This is a genomic window from Marinimicrobium hydrolyticum (assembly GCF_030848505.1).
GTDB lineage: Bacteria > Pseudomonadota > Gammaproteobacteria > Pseudomonadales > Cellvibrionaceae > JAVDDU01.
The window spans coordinates 273,788-291,954 of record NZ_JAVDDU010000004.1; the positions used below are offsets into that span (position 1 = coordinate 273,788).

At 54.7% G+C, this 18,167-nt stretch carries 15 protein-coding genes; 7 read left to right on the forward strand and 8 right to left on the reverse strand.

Translation table 11 applies throughout. The annotated features are described in order from the left end of the window. Positions 1 to 91: 91 nt before the first annotated feature. Genes RBH33_RS09805 through RBH33_RS09820 form a run of 4 tightly spaced genes read left to right on the forward strand, consistent with a single transcriptional unit; the run spans position 92 to position 5,077 of the window. On the forward strand, positions 92 to 895 hold the full coding sequence (locus RBH33_RS09805) for a DUF432 domain-containing protein (RefSeq protein WP_306731999.1): 804 nt from the start codon (positions 92 to 94) through the stop codon (positions 893 to 895). A 23-nt stretch (positions 896 to 918) separates the two neighbouring features. Further along, positions 919 to 1,746 carry a mechanosensitive ion channel family protein gene (locus tag RBH33_RS09810; RefSeq protein ID WP_306732000.1) on the forward strand — a complete coding sequence of 276 codons (828 nt, stop codon included), beginning with the start codon at positions 919 to 921 and terminating at the stop codon, positions 1,744 to 1,746. A 41-nt stretch (positions 1,747 to 1,787) separates the two neighbouring features. Then, positions 1,788 to 3,029 (forward strand): ATP-grasp domain-containing protein, encoded by a 1,242-nt coding sequence (locus RBH33_RS09815; RefSeq protein WP_306732001.1) that lies wholly within the window; start codon positions 1,788 to 1,790, stop codon positions 3,027 to 3,029. 29 nt (positions 3,030 to 3,058) lie between these two features. Continuing rightward, positions 3,059 to 5,077, forward strand: coding sequence for a hypothetical protein (locus RBH33_RS09820; protein WP_306732002.1), 2,019 nt, complete (start codon positions 3,059 to 3,061; stop codon positions 5,075 to 5,077). Positions 5,078 to 5,117: 40 nt separating this feature from the next. On the opposite strand, the gene RBH33_RS09825 is transcribed toward RBH33_RS09820, so the two are convergent. Beyond that, positions 5,118 to 5,867, reverse strand: coding sequence for a TlyA family RNA methyltransferase (locus RBH33_RS09825; RefSeq protein WP_306732003.1), 750 nt, complete (start codon positions 5,865 to 5,867; stop codon positions 5,118 to 5,120). Further along, positions 5,864 to 6,883: a metal-dependent hydrolase gene (locus tag RBH33_RS09830; RefSeq protein ID WP_306732004.1), complete on the reverse strand. Its 1,020-nt coding sequence runs from the start codon at positions 6,881 to 6,883 to the stop codon at positions 5,864 to 5,866. Before RBH33_RS09830 ends, RBH33_RS09825 begins: the two co-directional genes overlap by 4 nt. A 185-nt stretch (positions 6,884 to 7,068) precedes the next feature. On the opposite strand from RBH33_RS09830, the gene RBH33_RS09835 reads away from it, so the two are divergent. Next, positions 7,069 to 8,397, forward strand: a complete 1,329-nt coding sequence (locus tag RBH33_RS09835; RefSeq protein ID WP_306732005.1) for a sialidase family protein — start codon at positions 7,069 to 7,071, stop codon at positions 8,395 to 8,397. Positions 8,398 to 8,558: 161 nt separating this feature from the next. Further along, positions 8,559 to 9,350 carry a class II glutamine amidotransferase gene (locus tag RBH33_RS09840; RefSeq protein ID WP_306732006.1) on the forward strand — a complete coding sequence of 264 codons (792 nt, stop codon included), beginning with the start codon at positions 8,559 to 8,561 and terminating at the stop codon, positions 9,348 to 9,350. On the opposite strand, the gene RBH33_RS09845 is transcribed toward RBH33_RS09840, so the two are convergent. The 3 genes from RBH33_RS09845 to RBH33_RS09855 form a co-directional block, all read right to left on the reverse strand. Continuing rightward, positions 9,334 to 9,879 carry a cytochrome b gene (locus tag RBH33_RS09845; RefSeq protein WP_306732007.1) on the reverse strand — a complete coding sequence of 182 codons (546 nt, stop codon included), beginning with the start codon at positions 9,877 to 9,879 and terminating at the stop codon, positions 9,334 to 9,336. The genes RBH33_RS09840 and RBH33_RS09845 overlap by 17 nt on opposite strands. Positions 9,880 to 9,946: 67 nt before the next feature. After that, a complete protein-coding gene (locus RBH33_RS09850; protein ID WP_306732008.1) occupies positions 9,947 to 11,278 on the reverse strand; it encodes a sensor histidine kinase in 1,332 nt (443 codons plus the stop codon). 13 nt (positions 11,279 to 11,291) lie between these two features. Further along, a complete protein-coding gene (locus RBH33_RS09855) occupies positions 11,292 to 11,993 on the reverse strand; it encodes a response regulator transcription factor (RefSeq protein WP_306732009.1) in 702 nt (233 codons plus the stop codon). Positions 11,994 to 12,471: 478 nt separating this feature from the next. On the opposite strand from RBH33_RS09855, the gene RBH33_RS09860 reads away from it, so the two are divergent. Next, the gene (locus RBH33_RS09860; protein ID WP_306732010.1) at positions 12,472 to 13,293 is read left to right on the forward strand and encodes a putative porin; all 822 of its coding nucleotides are present in this window, start codon (positions 12,472 to 12,474) and stop codon (positions 13,291 to 13,293) included. A gap of 172 nt (positions 13,294 to 13,465) precedes the next feature. On the opposite strand, the gene RBH33_RS09865 is transcribed toward RBH33_RS09860, so the two are convergent. The 3 genes from RBH33_RS09865 to RBH33_RS09875 form a co-directional block, all read right to left on the reverse strand. Beyond that, on the reverse strand, positions 13,466 to 15,325 hold the full coding sequence (locus tag RBH33_RS09865; RefSeq protein ID WP_306732011.1) for a serine hydrolase domain-containing protein: 1,860 nt from the start codon (positions 15,323 to 15,325) through the stop codon (positions 13,466 to 13,468). Between the two features lie 154 nt (positions 15,326 to 15,479). Beyond that, positions 15,480 to 17,309, reverse strand: a complete 1,830-nt coding sequence (gene glmS / locus RBH33_RS09870) for a glutamine--fructose-6-phosphate transaminase (isomerizing) (RefSeq protein WP_306732012.1) — start codon at positions 17,307 to 17,309, stop codon at positions 15,480 to 15,482. 70 nt (positions 17,310 to 17,379) lie between these two features. Then, complete coding sequence (locus RBH33_RS09875) at positions 17,380 to 18,141, reverse strand: DeoR/GlpR family DNA-binding transcription regulator (RefSeq protein ID WP_306732013.1); 762 nt, start codon at positions 18,139 to 18,141, stop codon at positions 17,380 to 17,382. Positions 18,142 to 18,167: the final 26 nt, after the last annotated feature.

The following is an 18,167-nucleotide window of genomic DNA, read 5'->3' on the forward strand; positions in this document are numbered from 1 at the left end:
ATGCCTTCCCGTGCCGTTTGTACGGTTAGCGGTTATTGACAGTCTTTTGGCAAAACTCCAGACTCTGAGCACACTCCGGAGCCTGGAACTTATGAATCAAGTTGAGATTGAAGCGAGCGTGAAACTGCACCCCTGGTGGGAGTCTGTTAGTTTGAATATCGGCCAATCCTGGCACTACGCCGTGGGGCCACTCTCACTCTACCTGCAACGCATGGAAAGCCAATGGCTATTGGCCTGGGAACAGGCAGACGAGGCAGAAACACAATCCCGGTTAATCAGTGAAGAAACCGATGGAATCCCCGAAGCATTAACACCCACTCGTTATATATTTGGCCAATCCCCCGCCAGTTTTTGCTTGACGCCACTGTTGCTTGATCGAGCCATAGTGGTAAAAACCGCACACCCGGTCAAAGTGCCCCCAGGCGAAAACGTCACCTTCTATATCGGCTCGCCGGTGGCGATAAACATACACTTGGAGCAATCGCCCGCCGCGTTGATGGAGATTCCCACTCTGCGCTTATCGGATACCTGGTTCGGTCCCACCACTCAGGTGGGTGAGTTGTGCTACGCCGCCAAAACCCAGGCGCGCAACAGCCGCAGCGAAGTACCGCTCAGACCCCACCGGGCCGTCACCCCCGTAACCATTAGCAACCAATCAGAGGAATTGCTGGCCATTGATAAGTTGAGCATTCCCGTGCCTCACTTAGCCGTGTACGGCCAAAGCAATGGCACCCTGTGGACCAGCCCAGTGTCACTAAAACATACCCACGGCGATCAACTCGCGATACTCGAAGTGGGCGCCAGTCCCGCTGGAGCGGAAATACTGTCACCTGCACGCGAACCTTTACAAAAAGGTGGTTTAGTGCGGGCCTTCACCAGCATATTTACTGACTAGGACGAGCCTTAATGGATACAGCAGTGGCAATAAGTGAATACGAACCCCTGATCCACCTGATACAAGCCGCGATGCTGGTGCTTGCGGGTTTTGTGGTGGCCAGTGTGGTGGCGCGAGCCTCTTACAAAATCATGATCAAGCACCTCAGTGCGCATCACAGCTCACTGTTCAAGCGGTTGTTGTACTGGTTGATCTTAGCCTTGTTCCTAGCCTCCGCCTTGCATCAAATGGGGTTCAGCCTGGGCGTACTCCTTGGGGCCGCGGGTGTACTTTCCGTCGCCATTGGCTTTGCCTCCCAGACGTCAGCCTCCAACCTGATCAGCGGTTTGTTTTTGGTGGGCGAGAAACCGTTCCAGTTGGGCGACTTTATCAAAGTGGGTGAAACCATTGGCGAGGTGTTATCCATTGATTTGTTGTCGGTAAAGTTGCGCACGTTTGACAATCTTTATGTGCGCATTCCCAACGAGAGTTTGATCAAGACAGAAGTAACGAATCTGACTCGGTTTCCCATTCGCCGGTTTGATATGCAGGTGGGTGTCGCCTATCGGGAGAATATTGCCCGGGTGCGCGAAGTGTTGATGAAGGTTGCCGACGAGAACCCGCTCAGCCTGGACGAACCCGCACCGCTGTTTTTCTTCACCGGGTTTGGTGATTCTTCCCTCAACATCCAGTTTTCAGTCTGGGCCAAACGGGAGAACTTTCGCGATTTGCGCAACAGCTTGCACGAGGGCGTTAAGAACGCTTTCGATGAGGCAGGTATTGAAATTCCCTTTCCCCATCGCACTTTGTATACCGGTAGCGCAACGACGCCTTTCCCGGTTCAGGTGGTGTCTGCGCCAGAAAAGGAGTAGCGTAGTCATGGTGTTAACGTAAAAAATTGGAGAATTGGAAGATGACAAAGCAAGAAGCGAACAATTTTAACCCCGAGAAAGGCTATGTCGCGCTGTTGGGATGGAGCCTTAATGCTATCGAAGCGGCGGATAAATTTGATCGGCGCTATGTCGTCGTAGCGCCCGACTGGGCCGAAGACTATTGCAAAGAGCATTCCATTCCCTACCTGCCCTGGAATTTCGAGCGTTTAAATGACCGCTCCATGGAGATCGCGCAAACGTTGAAAGACATGAAAGTGGACGTTGCCATCCCTTTGTTTGAGGAAACCGTAGAGTGGGCCGGAGCGATCAACTCTGTACTCATGGACAATCCGCGCCTGTTTGGTCAAGCCATGCTGCTTAGAGACAAAGCCTTGATGAAGCGCCGAGCGCAACTGGGTGGCATCCGTGTCGGCATTTTTGAGGAAGCGCACGACAAAGAAGATGTGGTCCGCTTCCTCAAGCGCGTCAACCAAACTTTGCTCAAGCTCGACGGCGACCCCAATGACCCGATTCACCTCAAGGCCTTCGATAAGGCGGGTTGTTTGGGTCACAGAGTGATTCGCACCCCCGATGAAGTGGATACCATCCCCGACGAAGAATTTCCGGTGTTGATGGAATCCCATTTGGACGGCTGGGAATTTGCGGTTGAGGCCTGGGTCCATAATGGCAAGATCCGCTTCTTGAACATTTCTGAATACGTCACGCTAGGCTATTCCGTGTTTGTGCCAGCCACACCGGAGCTGGAGAAATATCGACCCGAAATTGTGAAGCAAATTGAAAAGCTGATTAAAACCTTCGATATCGAATTTGGCTTTGTTCATCCCGAGTACTTCGTCACCAGTGACGGAGAAATGTACTTTGGTGAAGTGGCGTACCGGCCACCGGGCTTTAAAGTGTTCGAGCTGCTGGAAAGAGCCTATGGCTTTAACGGCTATCAAGGCTTGATTTTGTCCTTTGACCCGAAAACCACTGAAGAAGAAATTACCGCCTTCTTCCCGACAGAGCTGAAAGATGCCAAAGGGGTAGCAGGTTGTTTTGGCGTTTACCCGCGTCGCCGGGTGGTCAGCAAGCTGGAAATTCCCGAGGAGACCGAAGACCACGAGTATTTCGAGTCTCACGAGCTGACTCCGCCGTTGGAAGAAACGGTCACTAAACGTACGGCTTTCGGCACCCATTGGGGCTTAATTTACTTCTTTGGCAAAGATCCACACGTCATGCGCGATTTACTGAAGCACCAGGAAGAACTGGATTTCTATGTATAATCCGCCACACCGAGGTTTAAGGAGGTTGTGTGGGGTCCCAAGAAGTAGACAATTCAATCGACACCGATAAGCTGGATAGCCTGTGCGAGAAGCTGGATGATGCCATTAGGGTGTTGGCTGAAGCACGGGAGTTTGCCAAGCCCGGCAAAATGCGACGTGTGTTTGATACCTGCCGCCGCCTGCTGCAACAGCCTGGCGGCTGTGCTCGAGTGGAAGCTCGGGCGCAAAACTTGGAAGAAGCTGGGATGTTTTTGGGCTCGGACTGGGCCCATCCCCAAATTCTCATTCCTTCGCTGAGCACCTTTTCCCTGAAAAGTGCCGACCCCGATACTGTGGTGGTGGAAGCGATCAGTGAATTGCGGTTACTGGCTATCGCCTTGGGGGATTACATTCACCCCAATATGTCGGCCGAGCAAGCTCACCACTACCTGACGCAAGTGCTGGCCATTAATCTCGAGCTGTTGTTCAGCACCCCGAGCGAAGCAGAGCGGGAGCAGCAGGGCAAACTGGCGCTGGTGACCCGGGCACTGTTCCGCCATCTGGCCGAGCGCATCGGTTATGAGCATGTGATCGATCAGCTCATCGAAGAGATTTGGCGCATATTACGCCAGCGCCCGATTCAGGTGGACAGCGTTAAGCAGATGATCACCCAGATCGCCATCTGTCAGAACAATCCAGAGATCGACCTGGGCAGCAGCGGCCAAGGGGCGGACCGTTTAATCAGCAGTTTGTACGGCACCACCCAAGCCTGCCGTGAGGATCCCGGCGTCGCCGTCTATGTAGAGCGGCTTGAAAGTATGGACACTGGGGCGCTGCAGTACGAAGCCACCGGCTTTGCACGCGCCATGCACGATACCGGCCTGGTGTCGCCCTACCATGCCGTTCTGCTGCGCTTTTTGCTGGAGCACGGAGACCACTTGCTATCGGAAGCCATGGGGTTGTCCGCCACTGGGCGGGACTGCCTACTGTGTTATGGCGAGCTGGTTCGGGCTCTGATTGAAGAGGCCATTCACCCGGAGACTGCCCAGGGCATTTATGGCCTGGCCTTGCTTTTGGAGCGGGGGCTGCTTTATCAGCCACCAGCCGCGCCCGCCCTCTGGCGTCAGTTGGCTCTGCCGCTTTCGAGCTATTCAGAACAACGGCTGGCGCTAACTTTCGGCCCGTCCCCCAGTCCGCGCGCCTGGTTGATGCAGGGTGTTCTATGCGTGCTGGGACAGCCGCTGGGTGTGGGCCAGGGCAATAACCCGACTTGCCAGTCCGCGCGAGCGATGTCCATGTGGGCCTACAACGACCCGGACTATCTATTGCAAATGGTGGCTTGGGCGGCGCGGGATGACGAAATCATCATCCACTTTGAAGGTCAGCCAGTTTCTTCCCGGGACAGTGCGCCAGGGCTGGCCACGGAAATGCCTTTGGATTTGGACCCGGTCTCACTGCTAGTGGTACCGCATCTGGACCGGATTTACGCCGAGATGGGACGACGCTGCGAGGGCCGGGAGGGCGACCCGCACCGGTGGATCAATCCGGAATTCCACGGCTGGTGGTCCGGCCGGGGCTTTCGGATTAACGTGGATGTGGACTCCGGCAAGTTGCATGACCTGGATAACTTTCTGCGGCATTTTTATGCCAGTTATCACCCCTATTACAACGGCAATCAGCCGCTGATTCATCCTCAGCCTGCGGGCATAGCGGTCACTGACAGTGCGGCGCGATTTGTGGGCTGGCATGCCATAACCTTGTTGCGTGTGGCGCTGGATCCGAAGGACGTGATGCGGGTTTACTTCTTCAACCCCAATAATGACAGTGGTCAAAATTGGGGCGACGGCGTGGAGGTAAGCACCGCAGGCAAGGGCGAACGATTCGGTGAAGCGTCTCTGCCGTTCGAGCAGTTTGCTTCACGGGTGTACATTTTTCACTACGACCCGCTGGAGAGAGGCGAACTGGCGCTGATTTCCGACGACGAACTGCAACAGGTAAAAGACTACGTCTATCGCAGTTGGGGGGCGGATCGCCTGCCCGATGAGCGATTACAGGCGCAAGAGTACTAACGGCCATGAGCGTGTCTGCGGCGAAGGTAAAACTTGGCCGCTATTTTTGCGCACAGATAAAGAATTCCCGGTTGCCATCGCCGCCGGTAATGGGGCTGGGGAAATAGTCACGCACGCTCAGGCCCACAGTCTCGCAGCAACGGCGCAAAGTCTGCTCGACGTCCCGATACAGGCTTTCATCCCGCACTATGCCACCTTTGCCGATACCTTCTTTACCCACTTCAAACTGAGGTTTCACTAAACTCACCAAAAAGCCGCCGGGCTTCAGCATCCTGCACAGGCCGGGCAGTATGAGCGTTTGCGAAATAAACGACACATCCATCACCACCAAATCAAAACCACCTGTCGTATGTTGCAACAAATCCTCTGGTAGTTCACGAGCGTTAATGCCTTCAAAACAGACAACGTTAGGATGTGCGCGCAGACTGTCGACCAGTTGGCCGTGTCCCACGTCTACCCCAACCACCTGACGCGCTCCCGTCTGCACCAGGCAATCCGTGAAGCCTCCGGTGGATTGACCCACATCCAGCACCGTCCAACCGTTGGGATCAATGCCAGTATGTGACAGCGCCCCCGCCAGCTTAATGCCACCGCGAGAGACATAGGGTTCTTTTGCGCCAGGCGCGATTTTCAGGGGCTGACCTGCTGGAAGCTTTTGGCTGGCCTTTGTAGCCTGACGCCACTCCAACCCCTCTTGCCAGAGTACCGCGCCCGCGTCGATCAACCGTTGCGCCTGACTGCGGCTCGCCGCCAAACCACTCTCTACTAACAGAACATCCAAGCGCTTCACGGCTCACTCCCCGTTTGAATCCACGGCGGTTCCGACGGCTCGCCCTGAAGCCGCCGCCCTATCCACTGCAATCCGGCACGAACCGGCGGCCGACCCCACTCCTGGCGATACGGCACGGGCTCCACACCTTCTGGCCCCTTTTCCGCCACCACAAAATTAAAGGTGTAGTAGGGCTCTTGGCCCATGCGCAGATCCGTAATCAGGATCTCCCGATCCCGTTGCTGCATTTTGAAGTAACCTTTGGTGAACCAGGCCATACGAGCGACGCCCCAATCGTCTTCAAGCCGCTCGTACAGGTCCATGCCGCGCGGGTAGGCTCGAAACTCCACAGGCCGACCCCGATCCGCCAGTGCGTAAAAACCTTCCAGGTATTCATCGGGCGTGATCACCAGTACCCGCCATAGCAAAGTGTTAAAAGCGGTCGGCGTCACTAAGCGTTGTTCCACTATCCAACCCTGATCGCGTAACGACTCATCCACTACCGATTGAACGTGCAGTTGTGCGGCAAAACTCCAGGCCAAATACCCACTGCTTAGCGCCAGACCCACGCTGTTCCACACCAGGCTGTGTCGTTTCAGAGTGATAACAATCCCCAACAACAGGGGCAAGGTGTACAGAGGATCAATGATAAAAATGCTGCCAAGGCCCACCGGATAATCGCTAAACGGGCGCCACAACTGAGTACCGTATACTGTGAACGCATCCAGCAACGGGTGGGTGACTAGCGCCAGCCAAACCGCGAACAGCCAACGGCGATAGCGCCGGGGCCTATCCAACACACGCGCCGCCAACCAAGCCAGAAGAGGTGCCACCAGAGTGAGATAAAAGAACGCGTGGCTGAAGCCGCGATGGTAAGTGACATCGCTGATGGGATCGCCGTAGTCGATAACGACATCCAAATCCGGTAGTGTCCCGCACAGGGCACCCACCAACGCCGACTTCCACAAGGGCGTGTGGCGCCCCATCACCGCCATACCGACGGCAGAACCCAAAGCGATTTGTGTGACCGAATCCATAGGTGAGCGGCGCTCGACAAAAAAGAAGGCTACACCTTAAAGGCTGGCCTAGCGCAAAGAAAGCATTTTTCGGCGCCTTCCCGCGGATTGCTCCGATGAAAACTAAACCTTAGCGATTCTGGCTACTCAAATGGCCTGACACCGTGGACACGCCCTGTATTCAGCGACCAGCCAGGAGGCCTATCATGGATTCGCGAACAAAATTTCTGCTACTTGTTCTACTTAGCGCGCTCGGCCTGGGTGCCGGACAACTCGCCGCCAAGGACCGAGAGCCCCAACCCGTCGAATGGTGGGAGCCCGTTACGGTGGCCACCGGTAACGCCATGGTCGGTCCTTGGGAGATGAACGACTCGGAGTTTCACTATCTGGACGATGCCACGCCCGCACTGACGGACGACGGGGACGCCGTTCTGGTGTGGGTCGATAACCAAGCCCAGGATGTATTTCTGCAATACTACGATGACCAGGATCAACCCCGCTTTGGTGAGCCGGTAAACGTCTCCGGCAGCCCGGATATTTTCTCCTGGTTGCCCCGGATTCAAGTGGCGGATTCGGGCCACATTTATGTGCTTTGGCAGGAAATTGTTTTTTCAGGCGGCTCTCATGGCGGGGAGATATTTTTCGCCCGCTCCACCGACGGCGGCGAAAACTTTAGCGAACCGCTGAACCTGTCCCAAACCACCCAAGGCGCAGGCAAAGGCCGCCTAACGGAGGAGCAATGGGACAACGGTAGCCTGGACTTTGTATTGAGCCCCGAGGGAGACATTTACGTGGCTTGGACCGAGTACGAGGGTGAACTCTACGTGCGGCGCTCCACCGATGATGGCGAGAGTTTTAACGCTGCCGTCCAGGTTGTGGCCGACCACGACCGACCCGCCCGAGCTCCCGCTCTGGCCGTTGGAACAAAAGGCACGATTTATTTAGCGTGGACCGAGGGAGAAGACCCTCAGGCCAACATCCAATGGGCCTACTCGACAGACGGTGGTGATAGCTTCGACCTTCAAGGGCCCGTACACACAACCGATGGTCACGACGATACCCCAAGTCTGGCACGAGACGAAGTGGGCGGGGCACACTTGGTGTACGCCCACAGCTCCATCGGGCCCAATGATCAGGCCCAAGTGTTCCATGCCCACCTTTTTCACGATGGACAGCCCGCCTCTGAACCCACGCAGGTCAGTCAGCCAACCACCGGGACGGAGAGCGCCCGCGCGCCCACCATCGACGTGGACGGGGAAGGCCAGTTGTATCTGATCTGGGAGCATCACCCACACCCCGGCTCACGCGCCCAAGGACTGGGCTTCGCCTTTTCCGCCGACGGCGGCAAGAGCTTTACTGAGCCAGAACTGATTCCCGGCAGCGACGACCCTCCCAGCGTAAACGGCAGCCTGCAGGGCCAAATGGGACACAAGCTGGCGGTCAACAGTGCGGGTGGCCTGGCGGTCGCCAACAGCCATTTTCGCTTAGCGCAGGAAAGCCGAGTGGTGATGATTCGTGGGACAATGACACAGTAGACTTAAAATCTAGGCGGGCTTACTCAAGCCGCCGGAATGAATTTCGAATACGGTGCTTGTACACTTTCGTTCGTCAAACTTCGCTCGCTTAGTTTCCGCAGAATACGATGGAGATAAGCGGTTTTTTCCGTAGTTAAGCGCCGTTTAATAGTGTGTTACTTATGTGTGAACTGCTGGCCATGAGTGCCAATACCCCCACCGACCTGTGCTTCAGCTTTACCGGCCTAACCCGCCGCGGCGGTGAAACCGGGCCCCACAAAGACGGATGGGGAGTGGCTTTTTACGAGGGCAAGGGGGTTCGCTGCTTTCATGATGTGGGTGCAAGCGCCTCATCACGTATCGCCGAAATGGTGCAAACCCACCCAATCAAAAGCGAGGTGGCCATTTGCCATATCCGCCAAGCCAACGTGGGGAAAGTCTGCCTGGCGAACACCCATCCGTTTACACGGGAGCTTTGGGGCCGCTACTGGGTGTTCGCCCATAACGGCCAGCTATCGGATTTTTCAGCGGAGCCCGGATTTTACGAGCCAGTAGGCACCACCGATAGCGAAGTGCTGTTCTGCGATATCCTCAACTATCTACGCCGGCACTGCGACAGGGATACACCCACGGACGAAGTGGTTAACTGCTTGGTCACACTGTCAAAACGCTACGCCCGTCAAGGCGTGTTCAACCTGTTGTTGAGCAATGGCGACTGGCTGTTCACCTATTGCTCAACCAAAATGGCCAGTATTACTCGCCGCGCCCCCTTCGGACCGGCCCGCTTAAGGGACGCGGATATGGTGGTGGATTTCGAATCCGAAACCACACCCAATGATGTCGTCAGCGTCATAGTCACCGAGCCACTCACCAGTGATGAAACCTGGGATGTTTACCAACCTGGAGAATGGCGATTGTGGCGCAAGGGCGAAGTCGTCCTGAGAGAACCGACTTTAGCTAGCGACGGAAATTAAGCATTCTACGCAGCGTATGATCTTTATTGAAAAAATGATGCTTGATCGCCGCAGCAATATGGATGGCGACGGCCCCGGCCAACAAATAACTCAGCCATTCATGTACCCAACGGGTCAGCGTATCCCAAAACGGAGAGGGTATCAGTACGGCGCCCGGGTTGGCGGGATCTGGTACGCGTGGGAACACGTCAAGGCCAAAAATGGATAAGCCATAGCCGTTTGTTGCGCTCATGATCACGCCAGATACTGGCATACCAACCATGGCAATCAACAACACCCAATGTACAGTTCGGGCGGCGGTAATTTCCCGTTTTTTATGTGGCTCCAACGGTTTTGGCCAACCTTCTCGCAGTCTCCAAACCACCCTGGGTAGTATCAATAGTAAAGACAGGGCGCCAAGCGCTTTGTGTAGCGGATATAGAGAATTAGTGTTGGTGTTGGCCATATAGAAGCCCAAGCCCATGAGACCGAGGATGGTAATGGCCGTCAGCCAGTGAAAGGCAATGGTAGGTCGACTGAGTTTGTACATAGCGCTCGTTTCCAGATGCTGTAATGGAAACGCGAGCCTACTAAATCAAGGTGAATTCTAAGTGAATTTAAGTACGGGACCCCTGTGCATCGGGTGTTCTCGTAACAACACCCGGCGGCACGGTGAGAACAGATTCAGCCAGACCTTCCGAAATAGTGAGCGTAAATTGCCAGTCGAGTGCTTTGGCAATCTTCGCGGTTAACAACAAGCCAATACCAAAACCTCTGTTGCTGACTATTCCGGATGCCAGAATGTCCTCCTGGCTTAGCTTTACCGATCCTGCAGCGGTGTTTCTCACCACGATTCGGTTTTCTTCAAGAATGATGTTCGCACGCCGATCGAGCGCATGCTTGGACGCGTTGGTGAGCATATTTCTTAGACAGATTTCGAGAAGGGTAGGGGGAACACACCAATAAATGTCTGCACTTGGAGTTGCTAGAGTCCACGCTTGTTCATCTTCGCTAAACGCCTCGGCCGCTACAACTTGTACCAACTTGGCCACCGCCACAGGCGAGGGATCTTCTACGCCCTGACTTTCAATGCGACTCAACCAGAGCAAGCTGTCGATAACCGCTTTCATCGTCTGGCCGGAACGCTCAATGCGTGCTAGTGGTTGAGTAAAGTCGCTGCGCCCCATCTCAAGCTGTTTGCGGATCAGTTCCGCCGCGTTGCGCACCACCGAGACAGGCGTTCGCAGTTCATGGCTAGCACTCTCCAGAAATTTCTTTTCTCTGGCGTAGAGCTGGTAGTTTTGCTGCAAGCTCTGTTTCAACTCGTGAGCAACTTCACCGATCTCGTCTTTTTTAATCGCCGTAGGAAGATCTCCGGGTGGGGCATGAGGCGTCAACTGCCGCACCCAACCGTGCAGAGCGCTTATGGGTCTCACCACTTGGCGTAGCAGGATATAAGACCCCAGGAGCACCAGCAGTATCGCCGCCACTCCGAACCCCATCTGAATTTGTCTTATGGTGGAAAACGCATGTTCCGGACGCTTTTGAATATCGATTTTCTGAAATTGATAAAGGGTAGTGCCTGTCTCTCCCAACTGTTGCTTGTAGAAGTAGCAGACGATAATGGTCCCATCCTCATGCCACTCTTCCAAGTACGTCCTCCCAAACTCCAGATCTTTTATGTGAAATCGACGACGCAAATTTTCGGGAATTTCTTCGTAGGATAGGTAGCTTAGGAGCTCCCTGGTTTGCACCGGCTCTGCAGACGAATCTTGCAGATACCGCTGCTCGAAATCGTTGGCCTGGGCATAGAGCACGCCCGAGCTGGAGTCGATCATGCCGCGCAAATAGATCTGCGGCAAAATGACAACGATGGTTAAACAGAGCACCGCGACCACCGCGATAAGCAACAAGCGGAAGCGGTTATGTAGGGAAAGGTTGAATATCATGGAGCCGGGCTCATTAGTCGGGCTTTAAGCATAGACCCACACCGCGTATTGTGTGGATAAGCTTGAGTTCATGCCCCTCATCGACCGCCTTACGTAAGCTGTAAATATGCGATTTGAGTGCTTCAGAATTTGCCGGTTTGTCGGGCCACAAGAGGTGTTCCAGATTTTCTTTGGTAACTACACGCGGGGACTGCTGCATCAGCTCACGCAACAATTGCCAACCGACTCGAGTGAGCTTCAGAGGCGTATCACCGCGCTTCACTGAGTGTGTGTCCGTGTTCATTCGCAAATCGGCCACCGTGAGTTCACGGCTTACGGCCGGCAGGCGATTAAATCGTCGATGCAAGACTCGCAAGCGTGCCTCAAGCTCAATGAGGTCAAAGGGCTTTACGACATAATCCTCTGCCCCGGAATCAAACCCTGTGAGTTTGTCGGCAAGGGTATCACGCGCGGTTAGCATCAATACCGGCGTATCCAAGGATTTCGCGCGCAACCCAGCGCACCAGTCAAACCCGTTTATACCCGGCAGCTGTATATCCAGCACAATGACATCGTAGCGATTGCTTTCAAGAAGGCTTGATGCACGCTCGGCACTATCGCAGTAATCACACTCTATGCCGACCAAAGCGAGGTAATCGATAATATTGCCGGCCAAATCCCGGTCGTCTTCGACCAGTAGGACTTCGGGCGCGGAGTTTATTTTTAAATCACCCATTGGTTTTCTACCAGCCTTCCGGAACGCAGATCATACGGGACAGGCATCGATTGAACATTATTCACGGTAGCCTAGCAAGTCATTGGAGCAGGTTGTCTCGGGTGTTGGGGGTCGGCTAACTGGATTTTCCGAGAGCTGAACGTGTTACACTAACCCCGTGTCTTATCCGACCCTACAAGCCGCGTTGTCCGGCGCTCAGTAAAATAACACCCCGCGATATTATTAGCTGGGGTACGCCTTTAGGCTCATTGTTATGCTCGTGTGGGGCAAGCAATATCTTGATCCATTGAGAAAGCGGGAATACTATCCGCGGCGACCTCCAGGGCGCCGCTTCAACGCCTGCACAAAAGTGAACTTGGTTGTGGGAACTCATGCCAACAACCTTTGTCGGTAAAGCAGCAGCGCAGCAAAGGCCACTGCTATGGAAACCGGTTTCGCTCTCAGCTGAACCACTACACTAAATTCAAAGGATGTTGCTATGTTGAAGTCCGTTAAATGTGTTTCTCTTGCCGCTTTAGGCGCCATATCCCTCCCAATGTACGCCAGTGCCGGCACTTACCAGTCCGAAATCAACGCCCGTTACAGTCACTCGAATTCTGATTTCACCAATTCCGACTTCTACCACTTGAGTGGCACCTATTACTTCAATTCGGTAGACATCCGTCAGGGCCCCTGGGCAGAGGCGGCTTTCTTGCAGCGCGCCAGCAGCATTTCACTGCATTACACACACGGCGATATGGAGAACTTCTTGTTTGATGGAACGGTGCACAGCAATGTGACAAACGACACCTATGCCGTTAGCACCGAATTCTACATTCCCAATAGCATCCTCTTCGCTGGCTTGACGGTGTCGCGCGGAAGCTACCAGTACCAACGTGCGGCGAATTTGATAGATGACGAACTTTCTGATGAAGGTTCCCGTACCACGGTAAGCGGCGAACTCGGTATAACCCCTATTGATGGCTTAAAGATCAGCAGCTTTTTTTATGAGCGGCAGGACTTAAGTGAATCCTGGAACATCGGCGCCCGCTGGGTGACGGAGGTTTTGGGCAGTGCCATCGCATTGGACGGCCGCTACCACTATTCGGATTTTGTTGACATGGTCGACGTTGGGGCCGACTTCTACATCAATCAAACCTTTAGTATTGGCCTCACACACAGCACCACGTTAGAAAGCGACCGTTTTTCAGCCACAGGCATCAGAGCGCGCAAATTCTTTACCGAGAATTTCAGTATCGATGCCAACTATACAGACCAACATGGTGACCACTACAGTGCGGGTGCAACGCTTAGATTTTAAAGTGCCTTGCCTAGCTTAGTAACTTAAAAGCTTTGAGTTCGCCCCCCTTTTTACGCTAGGCGGGCGAACTCATATTTTCAAACGGCTGGCTGTATTTCGAGTTCCACTTCTGTTTCAGTCAACTGCTGATTTGCAGCCAACCTCGCCTCAGTGCCCTCCGCAACCCAACTACCTACGCCCATACTCGGAAAGCCAGAAATCCGTAGGACCCCAAGTACGTAGCCAGAAAAGCATGTGCGAAAACGACTGTGGCTGAGTACCAATATACGCCTTTGGCGACGTCCAGTGATTTGACTCTGTAGAGCGCGTAGAGGGCTGCTATAACCGCTAAGGGGTATATCAGGCTCACGACGAAGACAAAAATACTGATGGACGTTGATTGCATGGTCATCAATGGATCTGTTCCCGATACCATGAAGAACAGTGGTATTGCCAGCAACAGAAGGCTTAGTGCGGCGGGAACCAAACGAATTTTGTTACCCGGCTTTTCTTGCTTTCTCGAGACCAAGCGCTTCAGAAGCCATGCAGCCAGGTAAACGAAGCTGCTAATCACCAAGATCAAACTCAGGGCAAGCAAAATGAGTCGGCCGTACACAACGACTGGCGATACTTTTTTGTATAGCTTGCCTTCCACTTGTACCGTTTCACCCAGCAGCGGGTCGTGGACAATGGCAACAGACGGCAAACCGGTCCAGTCTGAGAATAGAACATCTTCGCTTGCACCTTCGCGCTGGTAATCGCTGCTTTTCCAGCCGCCAAAGAACGGGCTGCGGTGCAGATAGGTTTCGTTGGTTTCAAAGCGCATCACGTCGCCAATATCGGACATGAACTTCATATCGCTGGACAAGGGATTAACCGGTACATAGAAACCATTCAAGCTCTGAAATTTTTCGGGCAGGGGCTGCGGTGCAAACTCACGGCGATCCTGATCTTTTAGTAAGTAGGCGCGCAGCGTATCGGAAACCCGCATAAACGCTTCACGATTAGCCTGGTTCATCATAAAGGCGTAGCCGGCTTCCAGCTCTGGCTGGTAGATCACTTCGGAAACACCGCCGGGAATTCCTCCGGTATGTCCATAGAAAGGGATATTCCAATCTTCGTAGCCGAACGCGTCTACCGTCAGGCCGTAACCGGGATGTATACCTACGTTAGAGCCTAGGGTGGTTTCACCATTTTCCATGCGAGTTACGGCATCAGTGCTTAGAAATTGCTGCCCCTGATAGGCGCCGCGGTTTATCAACATTTCCAGGTAGTTTGCCATGTCTTTGGGCGAGGCATTCAGCGATGACGATGGGCGGGTGTGAAAAAGGTGGTAGTGCGTGGGCCCTTCCCGCGTGTAGCCGGTCACACCCCGTTCTTCAAACGCTTGGGTTTTTACAAACGCGCTGGAATCCATGCCCAGAGGCGCAAAGATGTGACGCTCGGAGTATTCATCGAAGCTCATGCCGGTTAGCTTCTCAACAATCACGGCGGCGACTACCGGTCCAGTGTTGCTGTACGTTTGGCGCGTACCCGGAACCCAGCGCGACACGCGCCCGCCGGTATGCCGATTTAAGCCTTCTTCCAGGCTCATGCTATCCGGGGATTCACCGACGTATTCGCCCAGATGCACGTCCCAGCCGGTGGTGTGCTCGAGAAGGTGGACAACCCGTATCGGGTCGGTCTCCTCCCAGCGATTCTGAAACTCAAATTCCGGGAGCAAATCCGCGAGCCGGTCTTCCAGAGACAGACGACCTTGATCTACCAATTGCATGACCGCCACACCCGCGAACATCTTGGAGACTGAGCCCATCCGGTAGATGCTGTCCGCCGTGGCCGGCTTTTGGTGTTCAATATCCGCCTGACCAATAGCCGAGACCCAGACCGGGCCATCGCTGTCGACCAGTGCGACGCCGATACTGGGTACGCCAGTCTCCTGTTGAATGGTGTTGAGGGCCTGCTGCAGTTCAGACAGGTTTTGCGGCGCAGCCGCCATGGTCACGGTGCTAAATAGTGCAAGTATGAAGGTTAGTGTGGTCCGGTAGAATTTCATGGTGCTATCTCCTTAGTTGATAGCGCCAGCTTCTATGTTGAACCGCTTGGAGGGGCCAGAAAGGTGCCGAATGGCGAAATAACGGTATGAATGGCTAAAAACTGCGATTTTCCTACAGTGGGGACCGCTTCCTTGCGGTCCCGACGTCAATTTTCTATTCCACAGTCACACTTTTGGCCAGATTGCGCGGCTGATCCACATCCGTGCCTTTAATGATGGCCACGTAGTAGCTCAGCAGCTGAAGGGGGATGGTGTACAAAATTGGCGCCAGCCAGCGGGTGTGGGGCAGATTGATAACGCGCATGGTGGCGTCAGACTCGAAGTGTGCTTCGCTGTCCGCAAACACGTACAGAATACCCCCACGAGCGCGCACTTCTTCCACGTTGGATTTGAGTTTTTCCAGCAAGTCGTTGTTGGGCGCCACGACGATAATGGGCATGTCCGCATCAATCAGGGCCAGGGGGCCATGTTTGAGTTCGCCAGCGGCATAGGCTTCTGCATGGATGTAAGAAATCTCCTTGAGCTTCAGCGCTCCTTCCATCGCGATGGGGTATTGTTCGCCGCGGCCCAAAAACAGGGAGTGGTGTTTGTCGGCGAACTCTTCGGCAAGCTCCTCAATCTGACTGGCCAGCTCCAAGGTTTCATCCAGCTTGCCGGGCAGGTTTTTCAGCGCCAGCACCATGCCGTGTTGTTCGTCTTCGCTCAAGCCGTTGTATTTGCCGATGGCCAAAACCAACATGGCCAGGCCCACCAATTGAGTGGTAAAGGCTTTGGTGGAGGCCACGCCAATTTCAGCGCCCGCGCGGGTCATAAAGGCTAGATCGGACTCCCGTACCAGGGATGATCCGGCCACATTGCATATCGCCAAGCTGCCTAGGTAACCGAGGTCTTTCGCCAGACGCAACGCCGCCAGGGTGTCCGCGGTTTCCCCGGATTGGCTGATGGTCACTACCAGGCTATTCGGTTGCACATAGGATTTCCGGTAGCGGAATTCGCTGGCGATCTCCACATTGCAGGACACACCGCCGAAGCATTCCAGCCAATAGCGCGCCACCATGGCGGAGTGGTAGCTGGTGCCGCAGGCGACGATCTGTACATGTTTGACCTGCTTGAAAAGTTCGGTCGCGCCGTTACCAAACGTCTCGTCCAAAACGCCGGTTTCGCTCAAGCGACCTTCTAGGGTGTTGGCCACAGCCTGGGGCTGCTCGTAGATTTCCTTGAGCATGTAATGCCGATAGGGGCCTTTGTCACCGGCGTCATAACTGGCGGTGGATTCGTGGATTTCACGCTCCACCGGCGCGCCGCTTTTGTCGAAAATTCGAACGTCGCTACGAGTAATCTCCGCCACGTCGCCTTCTTCCAAAAAGATGAACCGGCGCGTAACGGGCAGCAAAGCCAGTTGGTCCGAAGCGATAAAGTTTTCGCCGATACCCAAGCCAATTACCAGCGGGCTGCCGGAGCGGGCGACGACCAGACGCTCCGGATCGGCACGATCCAAAAGTACAGTGCCATAAGCGCCTTCCAGCTCTTGAGCGGTGGCTTGCATGGCCTCTAACAGGCTGGCGGTGTTCTGACGGTTGTAGTGCACCAAGTGGGCGATGACTTCGGTGTCGGTGTCGGAATCGAAACGATAGCCCGCTTCTTCCAAGCGACGACGCAAAGCCGCGTGGTTTTCAATAATACCGTTATGCACCACCGCCAGATCGTTGTTGGACAGGTGAGGGTGGGCATTGCGCTCGCTGGGCTCCCCATGGGTGGCCCAGCGGGTATGGGCTATGCCTGTGCCGCCCGGAGTTGGGGTTTCAGACAAGGCGTCTGTTAGGGCCTGGACTTTACCCAGGCGCCGCACCCGCTGCAGCTCGCCAGCGTTATTCACCACCGCGACCCCGGCGGAGTCGTAACCCCGATATTCCAGGCGGCGAAGACCTTCGACTAGAATTTCAACCACATCCCTTTGCGCTACTGCGCCTACAATGCCACACATAATGTCACTCCTTTAAATGTCAAATAACGTTTTGAATAGTCAGTTAAATTCGTTTTTTGCGCGTTAGTTCTCATGCCCGAATTACCCGCACACCGTGTTTTTCCAACCGCTCCGTCGCGAGGTCGGGAAAATCCCGGTCGGTTACCAGGACCGCGATGGCGGACCAGGGAAGCTCCAAATTGTGAATTTTGCGGCCCAGTTTTTCCGACTCCGCCATAACCACCACTTCCCGCGCCACTTCTGCCATGACCTGGCTCAGACTATAGAGTTCGTTGAACGTCGTGGTGCCCCGATCCAGGTCAAGGCCGTCCGCGCCGATAAAGAGTTGGTCAAAGTTGTAGGAGCGCAGTACCTGCTCGGCCAGCTGGCCCTGAAACCCTTCTGACCGGGGGTCCCAGGTACCTCCGGTCATCAGCAGCGTGGGTTCATTCTCCAGCTCCCGCAGTGCGTTGGCGATGTGCAGGGAGTTGGTCATAACCACCAGGCCCTGTTTAGAGGACAATTCCGGCAGCAGGGCAGCGGTGGTACTGCCGCTGTCGATGATGATTCGGTTGTGGTCTGCAATCAGCTCCGCCGCCGCCTGCGCCAAGGCTTGCTTTCGTTCCGAAATTTTTTCCGCCCCGGCGTCCGCCATCATTTCCTGGGGTACCGGCACGGCTCCACCATAACGACGCAACAACAGGCCGTTGGCCTCCAAAGCCGCCAAATCCTTACGGATGGTGACTTCAGAGGTGGCGAACTGGTGCGCCAGCGCTTCAACACTGACCTCCCCGCTGGAGTTCAGGGTGTCGATGATGGCCCGACGACGCTGCTGTGTGTTGCGTTTGCTCATTAGATCGGCACATTAAGTTTCGTTTC

Bases quoted from the DNA above. Each gene is read 5' to 3' on its own strand.
- RBH33_RS09805 (WP_306731999.1), top strand. From the start codon at position 92: ATGAATCAAGTTGAGATTGAAGCGAGCGTGAAACTGCACCCCTGGTGG.
- RBH33_RS09815 (WP_306732001.1), top strand. From the start codon at position 1,788: ATGACAAAGCAAGAAGCGAACAATTTTAACCCCGAGAAAGGCTATGTC.
- RBH33_RS09830 (WP_306732004.1), bottom strand. From the start codon at position 6,883: ATGGATTCGGTCACACAAATCGCTTTGGGTTCTGCCGTCGGTATGGCG.
- RBH33_RS09835 (WP_306732005.1), top strand. From the start codon at position 7,069: ATGGATTCGCGAACAAAATTTCTGCTACTTGTTCTACTTAGCGCGCTC.
- RBH33_RS09840 (WP_306732006.1), top strand. From the start codon at position 8,559: ATGTGTGAACTGCTGGCCATGAGTGCCAATACCCCCACCGACCTGTGC.
- RBH33_RS09845 (WP_306732007.1), bottom strand. From the start codon at position 9,879: ATGTACAAACTCAGTCGACCTACCATTGCCTTTCACTGGCTGACGGCC.
- RBH33_RS09850 (WP_306732008.1), bottom strand. From the start codon at position 11,278: ATGATATTCAACCTTTCCCTACATAACCGCTTCCGCTTGTTGCTTATC.
- RBH33_RS09855 (WP_306732009.1), bottom strand. From the start codon at position 11,993: ATGGGTGATTTAAAAATAAACTCCGCGCCCGAAGTCCTACTGGTCGAA.
- RBH33_RS09860 (WP_306732010.1), top strand. From the start codon at position 12,472: ATGTTGAAGTCCGTTAAATGTGTTTCTCTTGCCGCTTTAGGCGCCATA.
- RBH33_RS09865 (WP_306732011.1), bottom strand. From the start codon at position 15,325: ATGAAATTCTACCGGACCACACTAACCTTCATACTTGCACTATTTAGC.
- glmS (WP_306732012.1), bottom strand. From the start codon at position 17,309: ATGTGTGGCATTGTAGGCGCAGTAGCGCAAAGGGATGTGGTTGAAATT.
- RBH33_RS09875 (WP_306732013.1), bottom strand. From the start codon at position 18,141: ATGAGCAAACGCAACACACAGCAGCGTCGTCGGGCCATCATCGACACC.